Raw genomic sequence first — 21,881 nt, forward strand, 5'->3', positions numbered from 1 at the left:
GCAGGACTTACTCAGTCAAGACCATGAAACGCTGGCACCTCTTCACGTCCTTTTGCATGGCGCTGGCTTTGCTGGCCGGCTGCGCCACCCTCGACGAAAAACAGCGTGCCTGGATCTTCCAGCCCAGTGACCGCAGCTGGAGCGGTGGCACCGCTGCCGCGGTGGGCATGGACGACGTCTGGATCGATTTCACCTCCGCCGCCAGCAACCAGCCGGTGCGCCTGCACGGCCTGTGGCTGGCCAGCGACGCGCCTGAGGCGGCCCAGGCGCCCATCCTGCTGTACCTGCACGGCGCACGCTACAACGTTACCGGCTCCGCACCGCGCATGCGCCGCATGCAGGAGCTTGGTTTTTCGGTGCTGGCCATTGACTACCGGGGTTTCGGCAAAAGCACCAACGAACTTCCCTCCGAGAAATCCGCCTACGAAGACGCCCGCGCCGCCTGGAACTGGCTGGCACAAAAATACCCGGGCCGGCCGCGCTACATCTTTGGCCATTCGCTGGGCGGCCCCATCGCCATCCACCTGGCGACCGAAGTGGCGGATGAGCGCGGCACCATCGTCGAAGGCACCTTCACCTCCATCGCCGATGTGGTGGGCAGCTCGCCGCAATGGGGCTGGATGCCGGTGTCGCTTCTGATCACCCAGCGCTTTGAGGCTGTGCGCAAGGTGGACAAGATCGGCTCACCGTTGCTGGTGGTACACGGCGGCGAAGACCGGCTCATCCTGCCCGACCTGGGGCGCAAGCTCTATAACGCCGCAGCGCAGCCCAAGCTCTTCATGTTGGTCGAGGGCGGCTCGCACCACGACACCAACATCGTCGGACAGCCCCAGTACAGGCAAGCGTTGACGCAGCTCTTTGACCTGAAATAAAGGTCCTGCAAAAAGGCGGCCCGCTTACAGCAGTGGGTTGCCAAGGCCTATGCGTCTCCAAAAAGTAGAAATATTGCTGCAACGCAGCGGACAATTTCTTGTAAACAGGTATTTTTTACTTACCCAATACGTGTAGCCGGATGTAACATCCCTCTATCGCACAACACCTAAAACAATCGAGAGGGAATGTATGAGCCAAGTCCTGGTTATCCGCAGGTTGCCTGTCTTCAGCTTGCTGGCTCCTGCGCTGGCTTTGCTGGCTTCAGCCCCCCTCCACGCCCAAACCGCGGCAACCGCGGCGCTGCCCGCAGCCGCGAAATTCAATGGAGCGGACACTGCCTGGATGCTCATCTCGACTGTGCTGGTGCTGCTGATGACCATTCCCGGAATCATGCTGTTTTACAGCGGCATGATGCGGACCAAAAATGCCCTCTCGATCGTGGCGCATACCTTTGCCGCCACAACGGTCGTCACGCTGGTATGGGCGGGCATTGCCTATTCGCTCGCTTTCACCCCTGGCAACCCCTGGATCGGGGATATGAGCCGGGCACTGAGCGACGGATTGTTGGGCAGCAAGGTCGGTGCACACGTTTCGGCACCCACCGTGCCGGAATCCGCTTTTTTCATGTTCCAGCTGGCATTCGCCATCATTACCTTTGCGCTGATCATCGGCGCGACTGTGGAACGCATGCGCCTGAGCGCGACCATCTTCTTCGCAGCTTTCTGGACCCTGTTGGTCTATGCACCCGTAGCGCACTGGATCTGGCAGCCCACCGGCTGGCTCGCCAGCATGGGGCACATGGATTTTGCAGGCGGCACGGTAGTGCACATCGCCGCCGGTGCCAGTGGCCTGGTGGCCGCCAAAGTCGTGGGGCCGCGCAGGGGATTCGGGACTGAGCCCATGGTGCCGCACAACCTGCTGGTAACGATCATCGGCGCCGGGCTGTTGTGGGCCGGCTGGTTCGGCTTCAATGCGGGTTCGGCCTTTGAGGCCAGTTCACGCGCCGTTGGTGCTTTGCTGGCCACCCAGGTGGCAGCCTGCGTCGGCGCCTTCATGTGGGGAATCTGCGAATATGTCCAACGCGGCAAATTCAGCGTACTGGGCATGGCCACAGGCGCTATTGCCGGCCTGGTAGCCATCACGCCGGCCTCCGGCTTTGTGGGCGTGATCGGAGCGTCGGCGCTGGGCGCCGCAGGCGGCATCGGCTGCTTCCTCGCCGTGACCCGCTTCAAGCGCGCCACAGGAATCGATGACTCGCTCGATGTGTTTGCGCTGCATGGTGTCGGCGGCATCATCGGCACGGTCCTGACCCCGGTCTTTGCGCTCAAGGAAATTGCGCCGGTCACCGCAACCGTGCTGACCAACCTGATGGGCGCCTGCGCTGTTGCGGCTTACGCAGGCGTCGCGACCTGGCTGATCTTGCTGGTGGTCAAGCCCCTGGCAGGCCTTCGCGTCACCGCGGAGGAGGAGCAGTTGGGCCTTGACCTTGCCCAGCATGGCGAAATGATTTCAGGTGCGTAAAGTCCCCCGCCCGCGCAAGACCTGCACACCATGCAGTTAACCATGAATCCGCCTGACTCCGACCTCATGACCTACGCGGTGCGGATGGTCATTCCCATGAAGCGGGAATTCGGCCGCGTGCTGAACGTCCATCAATTTCTACACGACCTGCCATACGCCACCGAAGTGATCCAGGAGGCGCTCAACAGCAAGGACGAGCGGCTGCGCGGCTACGCTGCCTATGCGCAAACCAAGATTTTTGGGCCCCGCAGCAGCGAGCCGCCGGTGGCACAACCTGCCGCAGCGCCCACATTTTCGCCAGCTGTCCCTGCGGCCAGCGAAACGGAAATCAGCGAAGACCTCCGGGCCAAAGCCATTGCCCGGTACAGGTCGGGACTGCGCTGAAAGGGCCCGCATGTGCGGGCGCAGCTGTTCAGCTTAAATAGCCTCGCCGCCTCCGCAGCGCCCTGATTCCGAAGCTGGTTCAGAAGGCTTGCACCACACGCAGGCCGGCACGCCTGGCGCTGCGAATCCATGGCACCGGCGTACCCTTGTGAACCACCACGGCCGACACATCGGCCAGCGCCATGATGCGGTACGCAGAGGCTGCGCCCAGCTTCTCGCCCGATGCCAGCAGCACTGTCTCGGCGGCGCAGCGGTGCAACGCCCGCTTGACAGCGGCTTCCTCGGAATCACCCGTCGTCACGCCGGCTGACGCATGCACGCCCGTCGCCCCCAGGAAAAATACATCGGCCCGCACACGAGAAAGTTGCTCCATCAATTCAGCCCCCATGGCCACCATGGAGTGCCGGAACAACCGCCCGCCGAGCAACTGGATGACGACGTGCGGGCAGTGAGCCAGTGCCATGGCAACCGCCGGGCTGTGGGTGAGCACTGTTGCATGGAGGTCTTCGGACAGATGCCGCGCCATCTGCAGCGCGGTGGTGCCGCCGTCAATGATCACCACCTGCCCTGGCTGGACCATGGCCGCTGCCGCCCGGCCGATGGCCTGTTTGTCCAAAGACGCGATCTGCTCGCGCGCCGCCACGTTGCCGACGGCCGGCGAAGCAGGCAAGGCGCCGCCATGAACACGCTGAAGCTTGCCCGCTTGGGCCAGCTCGCGCAGGTCGCGCCGGATCGTGTCTTCCGAGATGCCCAACTCCTGGCTGATGGCTTTGGCCACCAGTTGCCCGTCGCGGTCAAGGCGCGTCAGCAGCAGGTGTTTCCGTTGGCTGGTCAGCATTGTGGTTCTGGCGGTTAGGGGTGCGTCGAGGGGGGCTTGAATAGTTGCATGAAAACTAACGATAATGCACGATATTACACGAAACGAGCCAACCCAATGCGCCCTTCCTTCCTGATCCCGCCACCCGCGCAACACGTACGCGTGATTGGCGACGAACGCCTGTCCGACAACTGGTATGTGCTGCGCAAGCTCACCATCGAGCTGCTCCGCCGCGGCGGCACATGGCAGCAGCTGGCACGCGAGGTCTACGACCGCGGCAACGGCGCAACGCTGCTGCTGTTCAATGCCCGGCGCCAGACCGTGGTGCTGACACGGCAGTTCCGGTTGCCGGCCTGGGTCAACGGTTGCGCCGACGGCATGCTGATCGAAGCCTGTGCCGGATTGCTTGATGGCGACGATGCCGAAACCTGTATCCGGCGAGAAGCGGCCGAGGAAACCGGCTTCAACATCCAGGCACCGCACAAGGTTTTCGAGGCCTACATGAGCCCGGGTTCGGTCACTGAAAAGCTGCATTTCTTTGTGGCTTCCTACGAAAGCACAGACCGGGCCGGAGAAGGCGGCGGCATCGTCAACGAGGGCGAAGACATCGAGGTGATCGAGCTGTTGCTGGAAGACGCACTGGCCATGGTGCGCAGCGGCGCCATTGAAGACGCCAAGACGATCATGCTGCTGCAGCACGCAAAAATCACCGGCCTGGACCACCTGCTCCCTCTGCGCCCTCTGTTCCCTTCTTCCAGGTCCTGAGCCCATTCCGGGTCTTGCCAGTACCGTGAGGCGCTGGCGTTTGTCTGATACGCTCAGCTCAATGGATGTTTCTGTTTCGAAGACCGCGGGGCGCGCCATGTCGCCCGGCATGGTAGTGCTGGTGCTATCGATGCTGCTGGGCATCCAGCCGGTCACGACCGACCTCTACCTGCCTGCCCTGCCCGCCCTGACTGAAGGTTTCGGCGCGCCGATGTCGCAGGCGCAGCTCACACTCAGCGCCCTGCTGCTGGCCTTCGGCACATCCCAGCTGATCTGGGGCCCGCTGTCGGACCGCTTCGGCCGCCGACCTATCCTGCTTTGGGGTCTGTGCGCCTACACCCTCGCCTCCGTCGGCAGCACACTCGCATCCTCGATGGAGCTGCTGATCGCCTGGCGCATCGTGCAGGGCGCCGCCATGGGCGCGGCAGTGATGTGCGCGCGCGCCATTGTGCGCGACCTGTACCAGCCGCTTGAAGGCGCCCGCGCCATGTCCAAGGGCTTGAGCGGCCTGGGCGTGCTGGCCTGCATCAGTGCACCGCTGGGCGGCTTGCTGTCAGAGCTTTTCGGCTGGCGCATGGCCCTGATGGCGCTGGCCGTGTTCGGCGCGGCCACGCTGGCCCTCATCTCACTTCGGTTTGAAGAAACCCTCGCACAGAAAAACCCGCGTGCGCTGCAGCCGGCCACACTGCTGCGCACCTGGGCGCATATTCTTCGCAACCCCACATTCCTGGCATTTTCAGTGTTGACCGCGGCCTCCTATGGTGGCCTGTTTACCTTTCTGGCCACCTCGTCGTTCGTGTTTATCAAGGTGCTGGGCCTGACCAAAACGCATTACGGCCTCATCATGTTTTCGATGTGCTTTTGCTACCTCACCGGCACCTTCATCTGCCGGCGGCTGCTGCCACGCTTTGGCGTGCGGCGCTCGGTGGCCGTGGCCGCCTGCCTCACACTGGCCGGTGGGACTTTGATGGGTGTGCTGGCATGGGCCGGCATCCAGAACGTCTGGGCCATCATGCTGCCCTATTACCTGTTCATGCTGGGGCACGGTGTGCACCAGCCCTGCGGGCAGAGCGGCGCGGTAGGCCCTTTCCCCCAGGCGGCGGGCGCCGCCTCGGCCCTGAACGGTTTTCTGATGATGGTCGTGGCCTTCGGCATGGGCGGCTGGCTGGGAACCCACATGGACGGCACGGTGCGGCCGCTGACCAATGGTGTCTGGTTCTGGAGCGCTCTGATCGCCGCCACGGCCTGGACCGTGATCCAGAAGTACGGAGAGCCCGCCCATGAGGCGGCGGCCAGGGCCTGACATGCGCTGCATCGCGCTGGCCGGGCCGACGGCCTCCGGCAAAACCGCCGCCGCCATGGCGATTGCACAGCGCCACGCGGTGGAAATCATCAGCGTGGATTCCGCCCTGGTCTATCGCGGCATGGACATTGGCACTGCCAAACCCACACCCGCCGAGCTGGCCGCCGTGCCGCACCACCTGATCGATATCCGCGACCCGCTGCACGCCTACAGTGCGGCCGAGTTTGTGGCAGACGCCAGCCGGCTGATGGAAGACATTCGCGGGCGCGGCAAGCTGCCGCTGCTGGTGGGCGGCACCATGCTGTACTTCAAGGCGCTGTTCGACGGGCTGGACGACATGCCCAAGGCCGACCCGGCCACTCGCGCCCAGATTGCCGACGAAGCCGCCGCCAATGGCTGGCCGGCGCTGCATGCCGAACTCGCCCGGGTGGACCCCGCCACCGCTGCCCGACTCGCACCGAACGACTCGCAGCGCATCTCGCGCGCATTGGAGGTTTTCCGCGTATCAGGCCAGCCGCTGTCGTTTTTTCATCAGCAAAATGCTACAAAAACCATAGCTACCAGCGCCCAATCATCAAGGGATACAGGTCTTATTTCTCTTGAACCTCATGACCGCGGCTGGCTGCACGAGCGCATTGCCCAACGCTTTGACGCCATGCTGGCCGCCGGGTTTATAGACGAAGTGAAAGCCTTGCGCGCACGCGGCGACCTCACACCCGATATGCCTTCGATGCGCTGCGTCGGCTACCGCCAGGCGTGGGAGGCGCTTGACGGAAGCTACCCGCTGGCCGAGCTGCGCGACAAAGGCATTTTTGCCACGCGCCAGCTCGCCAAGCGCCAGATCACCTGGCTGCGTTCCATGCCGCAGCGCCAGGTCGTGGCCTGCGATGCGGCCGACGCGTTGCCGCAAGTGCTTGCGCTGGTTGACGCCGCTGTGGGGCACATGACGTGAGCCTTCAACTCAGGAACCTCGCCAAGCGCTACGGCACAACTGCCGTGTTCAGCCACGTTACGCTGGATGTTGAACCCGGCGAATTCGTCGCCATCATCGGCGAGTCGGGCGTCGGAAAATCAACGCTGCTCAATTGCATGGCCGGCCTCGACACCTGGGACGAAGGCACAGTCCTGCTGAACGGCCAGGACCTGGGCGCCATGACCGACGACGAGCGCGCATTGCTGCGGCGCCGCCATGTGGGTTTTGTGTTCCAGGCCTTTCACGTGCTGCCGCACCTGGATGTCGCGCAAAACGTGGCCTTGCCCCTGCTGCTGCTTGGTGCGCCTGACGACGCACGCGTGCAGTCGCTGCTCGAAGCAGTTGGGCTGTCTGGCATGGGCGGGCGTCTGCCCCAGCAGCTCAGCGGCGGCCAGCTGCAGCGCGTGGCGATTGCCCGCGCCCTGGTGCACCGGCCCAGCCTGCTGCTGGCCGACGAGCCCACGGGCAACCTGGACCCCACGACCGCCGCGAAAGTGATGGATGCGTTGATTGCCCAGACCCGCGAGCACGGCGCCTCGCTGGTACTGGTCACCCACTCCGAAGCCGCCGCTGCACGCGCAGACCGCCGGCTGCACCTGAGCGCCGACGGCATTCTTCCGTAAGCTAACTCCCGCGCTCAGGGTTGGGCGAGCAACTCCGCGTAACGCGTCAAGTCGACATTGCCGCCGCTGATGATCACGCCCACCTTTTCACCACTGGCCGGCGGGTTTTCCTGCAGCGCGGCGCACGCGCCGGCAAACGCCAGGCAGCCTGTCGGCTCTACCACCATCTTCATGCGCTCGGCAAAAAAGCGCATGGACTCAACCAGTTGCGCATCGCTCACGGTAAGGATGTCATCCACATCCCGCCGGATGATGCCGAAGGTGTACTCGCCCAAGTACTGGGTTTGCGCGCCGTCGGCAATGGTTTTTGGCGTTTCAATATGCACGATGCGTCCCGCGCGCAGCGACTGCTGGCCGTCGTTGCCGGCTTCTGGCTCGACGCCATAGACCTTGCACTGCGGCGACAGCGCGCGAGCTGCAAGCGCCGAGCCGCTGGTGAGCCCGCCACCACCCAGGCATATGTAGAGGCGGTCCAGCGGGCCGGTCTCCTCAATCAACTCTTTCGCGGCCGTCCCCTGGCCGGCAATCACGTCGGGGTGGTCATAAGGCGGGACCAGGGTCATGCCGCGTTCAGTGGCGAGCCGTTTCGTCAGCGCCTCGCGGTCTTCGGTGAAACGGTCGTACAGCACCACTTCCGCGCCGTAGCCCCGCGTTGCAGCCAGCTTGGCGGCGGGGGCGTCTTTGGGCATCACGATGACCACGGGCATGCCGAGCAAGCGCGCCGAAAGCGCCATTGCCTGTGCATGATTGCCCGATGAAAACGCGATGGCACCGGCCCGGCGTTGCGCGGCATCGAACCTCGAGAGTGCATTGAAGGCGCCGCGAAACTTGAAAGCGCCCATGCGCTGGAAGTTTTCGCATTTGAAAAAAAAGCTGGCGCCCCATCGCGCATCGGCGGTGCCGGACCGTAGCACGGGCGTGCGGTGCGCATGGCCTTCAAGCCGCGCGGCAGCGGCGATGACGTCGTCGTAGCTAGGGAGTTGCATGGTGATCGCTTTCATTCCGGTGGAAGAATCAGGATATCCGGGTCATCCGGAAGACCGATAGATTAGATGACATGGCGTTTTTCCGACAGAACCAGAAAGCCCGATTCTGTACCGATACAGATGGCGGTCTCGTTCATTGACCGGGAACTGATCCTGCCACAGCGCTGAAGGCACAATGAAGCGCATGCGCGCCCTGCTCTCAAGTTTTTCCTGGCGGGAATTGCAACACCACCCCTGGCGCAACGCCGCCGCCGTGGTGGCTGTGATGCTGGGCGTGGCCCTGGCGTTTTCGGTGCAGCTCATCAATGCCTCAGCGCTCAGTGAGTTTTCGCAGGCGGTGCGTGCGGTCAACGGCCAGCCGGACCTGGAGCTGCGCGCCGTGCAGGGCAGCTTCGACGAGGCGGTGTACGCGCGCGTGGCCAACCATCCGCAAATCGCGCTGGCCAGCCCGGTGCTTGAAATCAGCACGTATGCGCTGGACGGCACACCCGCGGGCGGCCGCCTGCCGCTGCGCATCATCGGTGTGGACGCGCTGGCAGTGGCCGCCATTGCGCCGTCGCTGATGTCGGTGCCATCCTCAGATAGCGGGCGCTTCGCACTGTTTGCGCCTGGGCAGGTTTTTCTGAACCCCGCGGCGCAGCAAGCCCTGAAAGGTCTCACGCTGCGCCTGCAAAGCGGCCTCGAACTGCGCCAGGTGACTGTGGCCGGCAGCGTCAGCGCCGGCGGCGGGCCGCTGGCTGTGATGGACATCGCCGCCGCACAGGATCTCTTCGGCAAGGCCGGGCAGCTCTCCCGCATCGACCTCAGGCTCAGCGCCGGCGCCGACGCACGCCGTGTGATCGAGTCGCTGGAACTGCCCTCCAACATCACCGCAACAGCGCCGGGCGACGCGGCCGAGCGCGTGAGCAACCTGTCGCGCGCCTACCGGGTCAACCTGACTGTGCTGGCGTTGGTGGCCTTGTTCACCGGCGCCTTCCTGGTGTTCTCGGTGCTTTCGCTGAGCGTGGCCAAGCGTGCGCAGCAGTTCGCACTGCTGGGCGTGCTCGGCCTCACGGGCCGTGAACGCCTTCAGCTGGTCCTGGCCGAGTCGTTGCTGCTGGGTGCGGCCGGCAGCGTGCTGGGCATCGCGCTGGGTACCGGCCTGGCTGCGCTGGCGCTGCGGCTGCTGGGTGGTGACCTGGGAGGCGGCTACTTCTCCGGCGTGGCTCCCGCGCTGCAATGGAACGGCTGGGCGGCGCTTGTTTACGGCGCACTCGGAATTGCCGCCGCCGGCGTGGGCGGCTGGTGGCCGGCGCGGGCAGCGCAGAAGCTGCCGCCAGCGCAAACCCTCAAGGGCCTCGGCGTTGCGTCCGGCAGCGGCCGCGGGCACTGGTTCAGTATTATTTTGATCGCTGCTGGCGCTCTGTTGGCGATGGTTCCACCGATATTTGGCATTCCACTGGCAGCGTACGTGTCGGTAGGCCTGCTGCTGGTGGGCGGCATCACCGCCCTGCCCTGGCTGATCTCCCTGATCTACAACCGGCTCAGCCCGCAGGTAGCGCACCGGCTGCTGCCACTGCTGGCCGTGGAGCGCGCACGCCGCGTGCGTGAAAGCGCCGCGGTGGCCGTGAGCGGCGTGGTGGCGTCGCTCAGCCTGGCCGTGGCGCTCACGGTGATGGTGACGAGCTTTCGCGAATCGGTGACGCACTGGCTGGACATAGTGCTACCCGCCGACCTGTATGTGCGCACGGCGCTGGGAACTTCCGCCAGCGACACGGCGTATTTCTCGCCGGAGTTCGTGGCCGCGCTGGGCCGCCTGCCCGGCGTGGCGCGGGTCGGCAGCCTGCGCACCACCCAGTTATTGCTCGACACCACCAGGCCCAGCGTGACCCTGATCGCCCGGCCTATCGACAACCCGGCCACCACACTGCCGCTGGTCGGCCAGGCGCTGCCAGTGCCGCCCGGGCACATCGGCATCTATGTGAGTGAGCCGATGGTGGACCTGTACGATGCCCACCCGGGCACCGTTTTTCGTCCGCTTTCACAGGCTTTTATGGCCCTAGCCCAATCAATGCAGGGACAATCAGCTCCTGATTTGATAGCAAATACCACGCAACCGATTGCATCGACGGCCTCGCCGGAGTTCTATGTGGCGGGCGTCTGGCGCGACTACGCACGCCAGTTCGGCGCCATCGCCATGGCCCAAACGGACTTCGAACGCCTGACCGGCGACAGGCGCAGCAACGACCTCGCTGTGTGGCTGAAGGACGGCGCCAGCGACAGCGAAGTGCAGCAGGCCATACGCGCCCTCGCCGGGCAGCAATCCGGCGAGGGCGCATTGCTGGAGCTGGCCTCCGTCAGCCAGCTGCGCGCCACATCACTGCGCATTTTTGACCGCAGCTTTGCGGTCACCTACTGGTTGCAGGGCGTGGCAATCGCCATCGGGCTTTTCGGCGTGGCCGCCAGCTTCAGCGCCCAGGTGCTGGCGCGCCGCAAGGAGTTCGGCCTGCTGGCGCACCTGGGGCTGACACGGCGGCAAATCCTGGCCGTGGTGGCGGGCGAAGGCGCGGCCTGGACGCTGATCGGCGCACTCGCGGGGCTGGCCTTGGGGCTCGCGGTGTCAACCGTGCTGGTGTACGTGGTTAACCCGCAAAGCTTTCACTGGACCATGGACCTCATGGTGCCCTGGCTGCGCCTGGCCCTGCTGTGTGCTGCGGTGGTCGTGGCCGGCACCGTGACAGCCTGGCTGGCTGGCCGCGCGGCCGCAGGCCGGGATGCCGTGCTGGCGGTGAAGGAAGACTGGTAAGCCGCACACCGCAGGCACGGGGCAGTCCGTGCACCGTCCTACAGGCGTGGAGGCCGGTTTCCGACGCCATCCGGCCGGACGCGGCATCACACTGTGACTCATGCGGTGGCTGTCAAGTGCGCAGGTGTTTCGCCAAGCTTGTCTCCCACGCCCTTTCTTTTTGTCTTTCAATGCCAGCGGAGAACGCGATGACCACCAACACCAGCCCACTGACCGGCGCCAGCGCGAACACGGGCAAGTTCGCAGGGCACGCCTCTTCCCGGCCGTCCCACGGCTTACAGCTCACCCGCAACGACAACGGCAGCGTGACCCTGGCACTCAACCAGCCCCTGACATTGCAAGCCGATGAACTCGAAGAACTCGTCACCAGCCTGGCGGGCCTGCGCGCCGATATGGATCCGCCCTACCCGCTGGACTGCCCGCCGCTGAGCGCCCTGGAGCCCAGCTACAGCCCGCGGCACTGGGTCGCCTGCGACCCGCTGACCGGAAAGATCCTGCTGTTCCTGCGGCACCATCTTTTTGGCTGGCTGGGCATTGTGCAAACGCCTGAAACCGCGCTCGATATGCTGAAGTCGGTAGCCGTCGAGATGAAAAACCTGGAGCTTTCCGACCGCGATCCACGGCGCGACCTGCACTGAGCACTACCGCGGCGCCATGGCAGCCCATCATGCCCGTCGCTTCAACCCGCTTATCGCGGTGTACATCTTGATACCAGGCCTACGCGAGTGGGCCGATGTATGCCGCACTCCCGAAACGAACGGCACGCCTCCCCGCGCCCCTGAGCTTTAGCTTTCTCCAATGCCCACAGCGGCATCCAGAGGCGTTTTCGTTTGCTTACCCAAAGTCACGTTCCTGACGCGCAATTGTCATCACAGCGCCCGGATGAACTCCTACCATGGAGGCATTCACCAGAGAGGGCTTGCATCATGGCATCTGCTAAAGCACCGCCGCACGACTACCGCATTGAAAACATCGACCCGGCAGAGGGCAGCCTGCTGCCGCCGAACTCGAACCATCTTTTCGCCGACTATTCGCTGGCCGTGGCGGTGGCCGTGAAAAGTGTCGCCGATCCCACGCGGCAGGAGGTGCGTGTCGTACACATCCCCAGCGGGGAAGTCGTCTTCCGGACTTCAGCGTTTTGACGCCGGGGTCCGCCGCATCAGGCCAGCCTGATGCTGTTTGCAAAGTGGTCATACACCACGGAAATTCTCCGCAGGTGGCGCGACTCCGCGTGCGCCAGCAGCCACAGGTCTGACTCGCAGTCGACCAGGGTGTCCCCGAGCGGCACCAGCCCGGGTTCTCCCGCAAGCATGAAGCGCGGCACAATCCCAATCCCCAACCCCGCCTTGATCGCATCCATCACCGCCACAATGCCGTCCGCATAATGCCGCGGCGTCACCTTGGGCAACTGCTTGCGCCGCCACAACACAGAGGGATGCTCCGGAAGCGATTCGTCGGGCGCGATCCAGTCAGATTTTGCGAGCGCGTCAGGCAAGGAGATTTTTTTGGACGACACCGCCTTCGCTTGCGCTTTGGATCCGCACAGCACAAAGCGCACAGTGCCGAGCTTTCGGCCCACCAAATGGTCGGGTGGTTTGCGCGTTGCACGCAGCGCCAGGTCGGCATCACGCCGGCTCAGGCTTACCAGTTCATTGCCGGTGCGCATGTCAAGCTGCAGCAATGGGTGCTGTACCAGCAGCGGCTTGATGGAAGGCAGCACCAGCCCGCGTAACACCGCGTCGGTTGTGGTCAGCCGCACCAGGCCTGAAACGCCCTCATGCGGCCGCTGCATGCTCGCGCGCACGGCTTCCAGCTCCGCCTCTACGCGCTCCGCATGCGGCACCAGGCCCAGCATGGGCTCTGTCGGCAAATAACCCAGGCGCGACCTTTCGAACAGGCGCTGGCCCAGGTTTTTCTCGATGCGCTGCACCGAGCGGAACACCGTGGACGCATCCGCGCCCAGCCGCCGCGCAGCCTCGCCCAGCGTCATGCCGCGCACCATGGCCAGCAAGATTTCCAGGTCAGAAGCCGTCAGGTTGTATTGCGTTTTTGCAATTGATGTTTTCATGATTGCCAATTTACATTGTATTTTTGCAATCTTAAAGTAGCGGCTCCTTCAACGCCACGTCCTTCACCGGGCTTTACATCATGACCACCGATACCTCTGAAAACTTCAGCGCCAGCCACGGAGCCACCCTGCTGCGCCTGGCCCTTGGCACCATGTGGCTTACCCACGCACTGCTCAAAATCTTCGTCTTCACCCTGCCCGGCACGGCACAGTTTTTTGAATCGGTCGGCCTGCCCGGCTTCATGGCCTATGTCGTCGTGGCGGTCGAGCTGGCCGGCGGTGCCGCCTTGCTGCTGGGGTTTTATGGCCGTCAGGCATCACTGCTGCTTGCGCCGGTGCTGTTGGTGGTCGTCTGGGTGCACTGGCCCAACGGCTGGGTATTTACCAGCCCCAAAGGCGGATGGGAATACCCGCTCTTCCTGCTCGTCGCATCTCTCGCTCAATGGCTACTGGGCGACGGCGCCTGGGCCGCACGCCGCAGCCGCCTCTTGGTTCCTCGTTGAGCTTTCAGAAAGAACAACCATGAAGCTCACCCTCATCAGCCACACACTGTGCCCCTACGTGCAGCGCGCGGCCATCGTGCTGGCCGAAAAAGGCGTCGCCTTCGAACGCATTGACATCGATCTTGCCAACAAGCCCGACTGGTTCAAGGCGATTTCACCGCTGGGCAAGACGCCGGTGCTGCAGGTAGGTAACGAAGCTAACGACGCGATTTTTGAATCAGCCGTGATCTGCGAATACCTGGACGACACCCTGCTGCCGCGCCTGCATCCCGCAGACGCCCTCAAGCGCGCACAGCACCGCGCCTGGATGGAGTTCGGCTCTGCCCTGCTCAATACCATCGGCGCGTTCTACAACGCTGCCGATGCTGCGTTGCTGGCGCGGCAACGTGAAGATATCCAGCGGCGGTTTGGCCAGCTTGAGGCGGTGCTACCGGACCAGGGACCCTATTTCGCAGGTGCATCTTTCAGCATGATTGACGCCGTGTTCGGCCCCGTGTTTCGTTACTTCGATGTATTGGAGAGCGCTGGTGAAACAGGGTTCTTTGATGACCTACCAAAGGTGCGTGCCTGGCGCGCCGCCCTCACCGCACGCCCGTCAGTCCAAAGAGCTGTTGGCAGCGGGTATGCACAGGAACTGCATCGCTTCTTCCTGGCTCGAGGCTCCGAACTCTCTCGCCGCATCGCGGGACAGGAAAAGCAGAGCCTGATGCTATAAAGCGGATGGCTGTTTTCGGGCAGACCAGACTTCGAAACTCAAGGACATGCCATCAACCGATAAGCATGGAACGATGAGGTTGGCGGTAACTGGTGAGAAATTAAATCAGGCAGTCGGCTAAGAGGTTGTTCATGACTTACGACGTGGTTCTTTGGAAAACAAAGCGCGGGCAATGCGATAGCGACGGATTGATTGCTCTGTTATTAAGTGACGAGATGGAGTGCAAAGAGGTTGCCCGCTTTCCTAAAACTGCGACCATACGTCGCCTGGAGAAAACTTTCAACGCTCCGTTTGAAGAACTCCCTTTTGAAGCACATATCACCGGGCAGTCAGCGTGGTTTGGCTTGACACATGGACCGACAGGAGACCAGCAGTTAGCGGCGATTTCGGAGATCGCCCGCGAATGCGGATTTCACCTTTATGATTTCCAGATTAACGAGCCGTCGGCTGAAGATTCTGCGGAACTGGAGCGTCGAGTTGCCAATGCGGAAGGCTCTGAAGATCAACTGATTTTTGTCGAGGCTCTTGCGGCCGCCAAGGCCGGAAGCAAAACCGAAATGCATAAGGTCGGTAGCTGCTTCAGATACGGCACCGGAACTCAACAAAGCAAGGCGGATGCAATTTACTGGTATCACCAAGCCAGTGAAGCGGGGCTGGGAAAAGCAAATGTGAGTTTGGCCGAGGTCTACATCCAGGAGTTACGTGACGACTCCAGTATCGAAAATGGACTAGCCGTTCTCCGAAAAGGAACTCAGCAACGCCATGCTCCTTCAATGATTTTTTTGGGCGAGTTACTTCGCGACGGTGTCGGCACCCACGCTCCCAATCTGGCTGCAGCTATTGCCTTGTGGCATGAGTTGTTGGCACTAGACCCCTGGGTGGCCGCTTTTGAACTGGCAAGGGTTTACGAAGTCGGGAACGAGGTACCTCAATCCACTGAAAAAGCAATTGAATACTTCAGAATCGCCCGAGGAGCTGGCCACCCAGAGGCCTACCGCAACCTTCGCCGGTTAGGTGCAGAGCCATGAAAATGCGCCTTATACGACCAAGGAGCCGAGCTTCATCAACCATCTATGGCTTGCCAGTGAAAACCACCAATTGCGCATCGAAAGCACGCTGATAGGCAGGCCGCGCTTCACCACGGGCCACATAGGCCGAGAGGTTCGGGTATTTCTCCAGCAGGCCCGATACAGCGGCCCTGCGCAGCACCGTCACCATCAGCAGGTCGCCGGCGCTGAATGCACCGTCAAGCCAGTCGGCATTGCCCAGCCGGCTGGAAAGTTCGCCCAGCCGCACATGGACGCTGTCCTCGAGCGCGGGCAGGCGATCCGCATACCAGGGCTTGTCACGCTCGAAGAGCACGGCCATTGAGCGATCAATGATGGGCGGCTCTACCGTGTTGAGCGCGGCAAACATCCATGCGATCGCGCGTGCACGAGCATTCGCATCGTCTGGCAGCAGGCCTTGATGGCGCTCTGCAATATGGAACACGATCGCCCCTGACTCGAACAGCGCGAGATCACCCTCTTCATAGGTCGGAATCTGCCCGAAAGGATGAAGCACGCGATGTGCGGGTTCTTTCATCGCCGCGAACGAAACAAGTCGGACCTCGTATGGCTGGCCCACTTCTTCAAGCGCCCAGCGAACACGCATGTCACGCGCCAGTCCCCGGCCGCGGTCGGGTGAGCGTTCAAAGGCCGTAATGGTAGGGGTCGTCGGAAGGGCCATGGTGATTTCTCCTTTGCCGGGTGTTACGTTGAATTCCTCAGTGGGCGGCTTGTTGATGCCGGCTGCGCAATTTGCCGTTCATCAATCAGACGACGTTCGGGATGGGTCTAAATCGACATCTCTGAACTGTTTTTTTGCTGCCTCTCGAAATCGGGCAAATCGGTACCCCCGAGGCATCGCGTCCCGCCCCCCCGGATCAGCCAGGACTGGCGGTTGCAGCCGGGATCACGGATGCCAGGTTGCCCGCAGTGCCGTTGACGGCATGGCGCCGAGCAACTCTCCGAGCTGCTTCGCAGCAATCACCGTGGCGGGCGCGTAACGCGCGAGTACCGCAGCCGTCAGCCGTTCTACCGGCCCCGCCGTGCTGACAGAGCCCAGCACGGCACCGTGCCGCCCTCGCACGGCAGCGGAGACGCTGGCGATCTTCGAGTTCCGTTCGCCGCGGGTGATGTGGAAACCGCGCCGGCGGATTCGCTCATTGAGATCTCCCGGTTCGCCCAGGGCGGCCAGGATCACCCGGCCGGCGGATCCGCGGTCCAGGGGGAAGACCTCGCCGGAGCGAATCTGGCTCTGCACACCAGCCCTCCCCTCACAACGCATCAGGCAGCTGCGCAGGTTGCCTTCGAAAACGAAGAGCGACGCGCTTTCTCCCGTGGCAACACTGAGCTGCCGCAGGATCGGCTCAATGGCGGAGTCGAGGTCGAACTGCGCCTGATAGCGGGAGCCCATCCAGCCGACCGCAGGGCCGAGCCGCCACGCCCCGTCTTCGCGCCTGACGAGGAATCGGGCTGCGGCAAGCGTGCGCGCAAGCCGCAACACCGTTGGTTTATGCATGCTGGTTCGGCGGGCCAGCTCCGCCAGCGGCAGGTAGAGCTCGCCGCCTTCGAAGGCCGTAAGGATGGACAAGGCACGCATGACGGCCGTGACGTTCTCGTCGGCCGGGCGTGCCAATTCCCCCGGCGGCTCATCCGTGAGCAGTCGCTTGGGCGTGGCAAACGGCGGCGCTGTCCTGGACTCCTGCGGCATGGGGCGATCATATTCCAGGCGACCGCACCGTTACGTCAGGCGTAACGCATTGCCGGCCGAGGCCATTCTTCCGATCATGCGGGCCTAATTACAGGAGACACGTTCCATGACACATATGCAGACCAGCCGCCGTACCTTTCTTGCTTCGGCGGCGGCGATCGCCGCGTTCGGCGCCCGAGCCCAGGGCGCATCCTCAGCGCCGACCCGAATGGTGATTCCATTCGCCGCCGGAGGCGCGACGGACGTCCTCGGCCGCGATCTGGCCAGGGCCATGAGTGCGACCCTGGGGCAGATTTTCGTCATCGAGAACGCGGGCGGCGGCGGCGGCGTGCCGGCCATGAACAAGGTGACTGGCGCCAGGGCGGATGGCACCACGCTGCTGTTCGCCGCCTCCGGCAACATCACGGCCCAGCCCCTGCTGCAGAAGCCTCGGGTGGACATCCTCACGCAGGTGACGCCGGTCGGCATGATCGCCACGGCGCCGCACGTGCTGGTGGTGACGGGGAAGATGCCGTTCAGGACCGTCGCGGAGCTGGTCGCTTACGCCAAGGCCCATCCGGGCCAGCTGAACTTCGGGTCCGCAGGTGTCGGGGGCCTGGCGCACCTGGGCACGGAGCTTTTTGCGCGCGCCGCACAAATCGACATCAAGCATGTGCCGTACCGCGGGGCTTCGCCAGCCACGACCGACCTTGCTGCGGGCCAGATTCATGCCATGTTCGGCACCATGCCGTCGTTCACGAGCATGGCCCAGAGCGGTGCCATCCACGTCATTGGCTTGACGGCCCCAAGCGCCGCAGCCCCTCTCAAAGGGATTCCCCTGATCTCCAACACCGTGCGGGGCTTCGGCTACAAGAGCTGGAATGCGATCTTCGCGCCCGCCGGTACGCCCGCGCCGGTCGTCACACGGCTCTACGCGGCAATGAAGCAGGCGTCCGTGGACCCAGGGATGGCCAGGCGCTTCGAGGAGCAGGGCGTCGACATCGAACTGGCGGACACCGCCGAGCTCACCGACATGATCCGCAAGGAGACCGCGATGTGGGACAAGGTCGTCCGCGAAGCGAACATCCACGTCAACTGAGCGACGCATGCCGCAACTCACTTCCTCCGTGGCAAGCCTGATGGGCACGTTTCCGCCCCCAGGTGCCCGCCCCGCCGCACCACCCGGCTTGCGGAATTACCTGTCGCTGCAGGATTTCGAGCGGGGCGCTCGCCGTCACTTGCCGCGGCCGCTCTTTGCCTACATCTCTGGTGGAGCGGAAGACTCGGCCTCGCTGCACGACAATCGCGCCGCATTCTCCGAGTTCGGCTTTGTCACGCGGGTGCTGCGCAACGTGTCGGGCCGCAGCCAGGCGGTCGACCTCCTCGGGCGGCGCTACGCGTCGCCCTTCGGTATCGCCCCCATGGGCATCAGCGCGCTGAGTGCGTACCGCGGCGATCTGGTGCAGGCCCGCGCAGCGGCGGCCGAGGGCGTGCCGATGATCATGAGCGGCTCCTCGCTCATTCCGCTCGAAGAAGTGATGGCCGCGGCCCCGGAGACATGGTTCCAGGCTTACCTGCCGGGCGAAACCGCCAGGATCGAGGCCTTGATCGACCGCGTCGACCGCGCGGGCGTCAAGACGCTCGTGCTGACCGTGGACACCGCCGTGCTCGCCAACCGCGAGAACAATGTCCGCGCAGGCTTTTCAACCCCGCTGCGACCGGGCATGCGCCTTGCCTGGGAAGGGCTGACCCACCCGCGCTGGGCGCTCAGTACCTTGCTGCGGACGTTCGCAACGCATGGGATGCCGCACTTCGAGAACTCGTATGCGAGTCGTGGCGCTCCGATCCTGTCGTCGCGGGTGGCGCGTGACTTCGGCGCCAAGGACCACCTGGACTGGGAGCACCTGGCCCTCATCCGCCGCCAGTGGAAGCACACCCTGGTGGTCAAGGGCATCATGAACTACGAGGATGCTCGCAAGGTGCGGGACATGGACGCTGACGGCCTCGTCGTGTCGAACCACGGCGGCCGGCAGCTCGATGGCACGGTGTCGCCGCTGCGGGTGTTGCCCGAGATCGTCCGGGCCGTCGGCGCCGACTTCCCGGTGATGATGGACAGCGGCATCCGGCGCGGGACGGACGTCCTGAAGGCGCTCGCCCTCGGTGCCAAGTTCGTCTTCGTGGGGCGTCCGTTCAACTATGCAGCCGCCGTGGCCGGCGAAGAGGGTGTGCGGCATGCGATCCGCATCCTTGCCGACGAGATCCAGCGCGACCTGGGCCTGCTCGGCCTGACATCCATCCCGGAGGTGCAGCGTACTCAGCTGCGCGACCTGGCCTGCCGCAACCATCCAGCACACCTCCAGACATGAACGAAGAAATCCTTCCGGGCTTCAGGCCTGGCGAAACTTCGCCAGCGTCTTGAGCAGGTTGCGGGTAGCGCCGTCGAGCGCATCCAGCGGCCTGTGGACCATGGCCGTGTGGCGTGTCAGCGCGGGCTTCAGCGGAACCAGCTGCACGTCATGCCGCACGTTGGATTCTTCCAGCGACTGCTCCCTCGGCAATACCGCAGCGCCGTAACCGGCGGCAACCAGGCTCTTGATGGCCTCGGAGTAGTTGAGCTCGATACGCGCGCGCGGTGTGAAACCCGCGTCGGCAAACCAGGCCATGGTCATGCGGTACATGTGGGTCGGCGTTTCATTGAAGATCAGCGGGCGCGTGGCCAGCCATGCGGGGGTAGCATGCTTGGGCGCCTTCCAGCGCTTGGGCACAAACGCCATCATCGGGTCGCTGCGCCAGTGGGTGATCACCATGCCGCGCTGTGCGGGCGGGGGTGTGGCGACCAGGCCGATATCGAGCGTGCCGTCCATCAGCCGCTGCATGGTGTCGGCAGAACCCAGGATGCTGACCTCGACATCGATGTCGGGATGGGCTTGTTCCATGGCCTTGAGCACTTGCGGCAAAAAATACACCAGCACACCGGTAGTCGTGCCCAGGCGCACGCGCCCGGTGCGTCCCTCAACGTGGCGCTTCACCGCATCGACCGCGTCATCGGCATCGCGCAGCAGGCGGCGGGCCCGCTCGACCAGCATGGCGCCCGCCGGCGTGGGCTCTACGCGCCGGCCGCCACGCACCACCAGCGGCGTACCCAGCCGGCTTTCAAGCTCGCTCACGTGCAGGCTCACGGTAGGTTGCGCCAGGTGCAGGCCTTGGGCCGCGGCGGAGAAAGTGCCCAGGTCGGTGATGGCGACCAGGGTGCGTAGCTGGTCCAGGTTCAGTTCGCGCATGGTGATGTCTTTAGAAGACGTGAAAGATTAGCCATCAGGAATTCTGATAACTTTTATCAGGAAACTCAACTTCCACAATACCAGAATAAATTGCACCATGGGCGCCTGGCTTCATTCATTGCCTTCAGGGCATTCACATTACCCAAGGAGCACCGCATGCCTTCCGCCGCCATTCCCACCGTCACACCGGGCATCAGGCTATTCACTGGCTCAATGGCGGCACTGCACCGGCTGGGCCGAAAACTGGGTAATGCCTGGTTCAAGAACCCTCGCGAGCAGTCAGGGCAACAGCAGCCTACGCGCCTGCAGCGGGACGAACTGATGTCCATGAGCACGCATGAGTTGAGGGACCTGGGCATTGGCCGCAGCGAAATTCCGGCGCTGTTTGGTGAGCCCTCCTCCTGGAACGCCAGCCGGTATTGACGGCCGGCTCCCAGGGGCTTGCTTGCTGCGAGAATCGGGGCTATGACCGCCCTTCAAATCTCCAGCAGCCCCTGGCTCAGCACCGCCATCGCCCGCATTGAAGCCGACTACCTGCGTAGCGCCGATACACACCTTATCCCGCTGCCGCTGCCGGAGTTCGCGGCGCACGGCATCGACTTCTACCTCAAGGATGAATCAACCCACCCCACCGGCAGCCTCAAGCACCGTCTGGCACGCTCATTGTTTTTGTACGCACTGTGCAACGGGCTTATCCACGAAAGCTCCACCATCGTCGAGGCTTCCAGCGGCTCCACCGCGGTTAGCGAAGCCTACTTTGCACGGCTGCTGGGCCTGCCATTCGTCGCGGTGATGCCGCGCAGCACTTCGCCCGAGAAAGTGGCCCAGATCGAGTTTTACGGCGGGCGCTGCCACTGGGTGGAAAGCGCCGTGCAGGTATACGACGAAGCGCGCAAGGTGGCGCTTGAAACCGGTGGTCACTACATGGACCAGTTCACTTACGCGGAACGGGCTACCGACTGGCGCGGCAACAACAACATCGCCGAAAGCATGTTCAGCCAGATGGCCCGCGAGCGGCACCCCGTGCCGCGCTGGATTGTGGTGGGCGCCGGCACGGGCGGCACCAGCGCCACCATCGGGCGCTACGTACGCTACCAACGCCACAACAGCCAGCTGTGCGTGGCTGACCCGGTCGGTTCCGTTTTCAGCGCCTATCACCGCACCGGCGACGTCAGCCTCACGGGCGCAGGCTCGCGCATCGAAGGCATTGGCCGCCCACGCGTGGAAGCCAGTTTTATCCGCACCGTGATAGACCGCATGGTGGACGTGGCCGACGTGGATTCACTGGCCGCCATGCAGGCCTTGTCGCAGTTGCTGGGTCGCAAGGTCGGGCCTTCGACCGGTACCAATCTGGTGGGCATGCTCACGCTGGCGCACGAGATGCTGGCGCGCGGCGAACAGGGCTCCATCCTGTCACTGCTGTGCGACTCCGGCGAACGCTATCTGCCCACGTACCACAACGCCGATTGGGTCCATGCAAAGATGGGTGACTGCACAGCAGCAACCCGGCAGATGAATCGGCTGATGCGGCCTGCACAGGCCTGAAGAAAG

General features: G+C 63.8%; 23 protein-coding genes. 17 read left to right on the forward strand and 6 right to left on the reverse strand.

Annotation, left to right across the window (positions count from 1 at the left end):
* Positions 1-23 precede the first annotated feature (23 nt).
* The 3 genes from ACQ4MS_RS01060 to ACQ4MS_RS01070 all read left to right on the forward strand — a co-directional run bounded on the left by ACQ4MS_RS01060 (position 24) and on the right by ACQ4MS_RS01070 (position 2,778).
* Entirely contained in the window at positions 24-872 is an 849-nt protein-coding gene (locus tag ACQ4MS_RS01060; RefSeq protein WP_431097156.1) for an alpha/beta hydrolase, read from the forward strand.
* A 190-nt stretch (positions 873-1,062) separates the two neighbouring features.
* Positions 1,063-2,394, forward strand: coding sequence for an ammonium transporter (locus ACQ4MS_RS01065; RefSeq protein WP_431097157.1), 1,332 nt, complete (start codon positions 1,063-1,065; stop codon positions 2,392-2,394).
* A 30-nt stretch (positions 2,395-2,424) separates the two neighbouring features.
* Positions 2,425-2,778: a hypothetical protein gene (locus ACQ4MS_RS01070; protein ID WP_431097158.1), complete on the forward strand. Its 354-nt coding sequence runs from the start codon at positions 2,425-2,427 to the stop codon at positions 2,776-2,778.
* A 79-nt stretch (positions 2,779-2,857) separates the two neighbouring features.
* Here ACQ4MS_RS01070 and ACQ4MS_RS01075 read toward each other — a convergent pair whose 3' ends face one another.
* On the reverse strand, positions 2,858-3,616 hold the full coding sequence (locus ACQ4MS_RS01075) for a DeoR/GlpR family DNA-binding transcription regulator (RefSeq protein WP_431097160.1): 759 nt from the start codon (positions 3,614-3,616) through the stop codon (positions 2,858-2,860).
* A 96-nt stretch (positions 3,617-3,712) separates the two neighbouring features.
* Between ACQ4MS_RS01075 and nudK the strand changes: the two genes are divergently transcribed.
* The 4 genes from nudK to ACQ4MS_RS01095 all read left to right on the forward strand — a co-directional run bounded on the left by nudK (position 3,713) and on the right by ACQ4MS_RS01095 (position 7,259).
* Positions 3,713-4,360, forward strand: coding sequence for a GDP-mannose pyrophosphatase NudK (gene nudK, locus ACQ4MS_RS01080; protein ID WP_431097161.1), 648 nt, complete (start codon positions 3,713-3,715; stop codon positions 4,358-4,360).
* A gap of 61 nt (positions 4,361-4,421) precedes the next feature.
* Positions 4,422-5,663 (forward strand): multidrug effflux MFS transporter, encoded by a 1,242-nt coding sequence (locus ACQ4MS_RS01085; protein ID WP_431097163.1) that lies wholly within the window; start codon positions 4,422-4,424, stop codon positions 5,661-5,663.
* Complete coding sequence (miaA, locus tag ACQ4MS_RS01090) at positions 5,641-6,615, forward strand: tRNA (adenosine(37)-N6)-dimethylallyltransferase MiaA (protein ID WP_431097164.1); 975 nt, start codon at positions 5,641-5,643, stop codon at positions 6,613-6,615. The genes ACQ4MS_RS01085 and miaA overlap by 23 nt, the downstream gene beginning before the upstream one ends.
* Entirely contained in the window at positions 6,612-7,259 is a 648-nt protein-coding gene (locus tag ACQ4MS_RS01095; RefSeq protein ID WP_431097166.1) for an ABC transporter ATP-binding protein, read from the forward strand. The genes miaA and ACQ4MS_RS01095 overlap by 4 nt, the downstream gene beginning before the upstream one ends.
* A 14-nt stretch (positions 7,260-7,273) precedes the next feature.
* On the opposite strand, the gene ACQ4MS_RS01100 is transcribed toward ACQ4MS_RS01095, so the two are convergent.
* Positions 7,274-8,245: a threo-3-hydroxy-L-aspartate ammonia-lyase gene (locus tag ACQ4MS_RS01100; protein ID WP_431097167.1), complete on the reverse strand. Its 972-nt coding sequence runs from the start codon at positions 8,243-8,245 to the stop codon at positions 7,274-7,276.
* A 184-nt stretch (positions 8,246-8,429) separates the two neighbouring features.
* On the opposite strand from ACQ4MS_RS01100, the gene ACQ4MS_RS01105 reads away from it, so the two are divergent.
* From ACQ4MS_RS01105 to ACQ4MS_RS01115, 3 genes are all read left to right on the forward strand, one after another.
* On the forward strand, positions 8,430-11,030 hold the full coding sequence (locus ACQ4MS_RS01105) for an ABC transporter permease (protein WP_431099509.1): 2,601 nt from the start codon (positions 8,430-8,432) through the stop codon (positions 11,028-11,030).
* 188 nt (positions 11,031-11,218) lie between these two features.
* Positions 11,219-11,668 carry a hypothetical protein gene (locus tag ACQ4MS_RS01110; protein ID WP_431097168.1) on the forward strand — a complete coding sequence of 150 codons (450 nt, stop codon included), beginning with the start codon at positions 11,219-11,221 and terminating at the stop codon, positions 11,666-11,668.
* A 288-nt stretch (positions 11,669-11,956) separates the two neighbouring features.
* A complete protein-coding gene (locus tag ACQ4MS_RS01115) occupies positions 11,957-12,172 on the forward strand; it encodes a hypothetical protein (RefSeq protein WP_431097169.1) in 216 nt (71 codons plus the stop codon).
* A 17-nt stretch (positions 12,173-12,189) separates the two neighbouring features.
* On the opposite strand, the gene ACQ4MS_RS01120 is transcribed toward ACQ4MS_RS01115, so the two are convergent.
* Positions 12,190-13,098, reverse strand: a complete 909-nt coding sequence (locus ACQ4MS_RS01120) for a LysR family transcriptional regulator (RefSeq protein ID WP_431097170.1) — start codon at positions 13,096-13,098, stop codon at positions 12,190-12,192.
* 80 nt (positions 13,099-13,178) lie between these two features.
* On the opposite strand from ACQ4MS_RS01120, the gene ACQ4MS_RS01125 reads away from it, so the two are divergent.
* The 3 genes from ACQ4MS_RS01125 (at position 13,179) to ACQ4MS_RS01135 (ending at position 15,344) form a co-directional block, all read left to right on the forward strand.
* A complete protein-coding gene (locus tag ACQ4MS_RS01125) occupies positions 13,179-13,601 on the forward strand; it encodes a DoxX family protein (protein ID WP_431097172.1) in 423 nt (140 codons plus the stop codon).
* Positions 13,602-13,620: 19 nt separating this feature from the next.
* Complete coding sequence (locus ACQ4MS_RS01130) at positions 13,621-14,316, forward strand: glutathione S-transferase family protein (protein WP_431097173.1); 696 nt, start codon at positions 13,621-13,623, stop codon at positions 14,314-14,316.
* A gap of 131 nt (positions 14,317-14,447) precedes the next feature.
* Entirely contained in the window at positions 14,448-15,344 is an 897-nt protein-coding gene (locus ACQ4MS_RS01135; protein ID WP_431097175.1) for a tetratricopeptide repeat protein, read from the forward strand.
* 43 nt (positions 15,345-15,387) lie between these two features.
* Here ACQ4MS_RS01135 and ACQ4MS_RS01140 read toward each other — a convergent pair whose 3' ends face one another.
* Both ACQ4MS_RS01140 and ACQ4MS_RS01145 read right to left on the reverse strand, forming a co-directional pair.
* Positions 15,388-16,044: a glutathione S-transferase family protein gene (locus tag ACQ4MS_RS01140; protein ID WP_431097176.1), complete on the reverse strand. Its 657-nt coding sequence runs from the start codon at positions 16,042-16,044 to the stop codon at positions 15,388-15,390.
* 225 nt (positions 16,045-16,269) lie between these two features.
* Positions 16,270-17,070, reverse strand: coding sequence for an IclR family transcriptional regulator (locus tag ACQ4MS_RS01145; RefSeq protein ID WP_431097177.1), 801 nt, complete (start codon positions 17,068-17,070; stop codon positions 16,270-16,272).
* Positions 17,071-17,341: 271 nt separating this feature from the next.
* On the opposite strand from ACQ4MS_RS01145, the gene ACQ4MS_RS01150 reads away from it, so the two are divergent.
* Together ACQ4MS_RS01150 and ACQ4MS_RS01155 are read left to right on the forward strand one after the other, a co-directional pair.
* Positions 17,342-18,148 carry a Bug family tripartite tricarboxylate transporter substrate binding protein gene (locus tag ACQ4MS_RS01150; protein WP_431097178.1) on the forward strand — a complete coding sequence of 269 codons (807 nt, stop codon included), beginning with the start codon at positions 17,342-17,344 and terminating at the stop codon, positions 18,146-18,148.
* A gap of 7 nt (positions 18,149-18,155) precedes the next feature.
* The gene (locus tag ACQ4MS_RS01155) at positions 18,156-19,415 is read left to right on the forward strand and encodes an alpha-hydroxy acid oxidase (protein ID WP_431097179.1); all 1,260 of its coding nucleotides are present in this window, start codon (positions 18,156-18,158) and stop codon (positions 19,413-19,415) included.
* Between the two features lie 21 nt (positions 19,416-19,436).
* Here the strand turns inward: ACQ4MS_RS01155 and ACQ4MS_RS01160 are convergent, their stop codons facing one another.
* Positions 19,437-20,330, reverse strand: a complete 894-nt coding sequence (locus ACQ4MS_RS01160) for a LysR family transcriptional regulator (RefSeq protein ID WP_431097180.1) — start codon at positions 20,328-20,330, stop codon at positions 19,437-19,439.
* 156 nt (positions 20,331-20,486) lie between these two features.
* Here ACQ4MS_RS01160 and ACQ4MS_RS01165 point away from each other — a divergent pair, with 156 nt between their 5' ends.
* Both ACQ4MS_RS01165 and ACQ4MS_RS01170 read left to right on the forward strand, forming a co-directional pair.
* Positions 20,487-20,753, forward strand: a complete 267-nt coding sequence (locus ACQ4MS_RS01165) for a DUF1127 domain-containing protein (RefSeq protein WP_431097181.1) — start codon at positions 20,487-20,489, stop codon at positions 20,751-20,753.
* A 42-nt stretch (positions 20,754-20,795) separates the two neighbouring features.
* Positions 20,796-21,875 carry a PLP-dependent cysteine synthase family protein gene (locus ACQ4MS_RS01170; protein ID WP_431097182.1) on the forward strand — a complete coding sequence of 360 codons (1,080 nt, stop codon included), beginning with the start codon at positions 20,796-20,798 and terminating at the stop codon, positions 21,873-21,875.
* The last annotated feature ends 6 nt before the right edge of the window (positions 21,876-21,881 follow it).

This window comes from Polaromonas aquatica (assembly GCF_050626995.1).
Classification (GTDB): domain Bacteria; phylum Pseudomonadota; class Gammaproteobacteria; order Burkholderiales; family Burkholderiaceae_C; genus Polaromonas; species Polaromonas aquatica_A.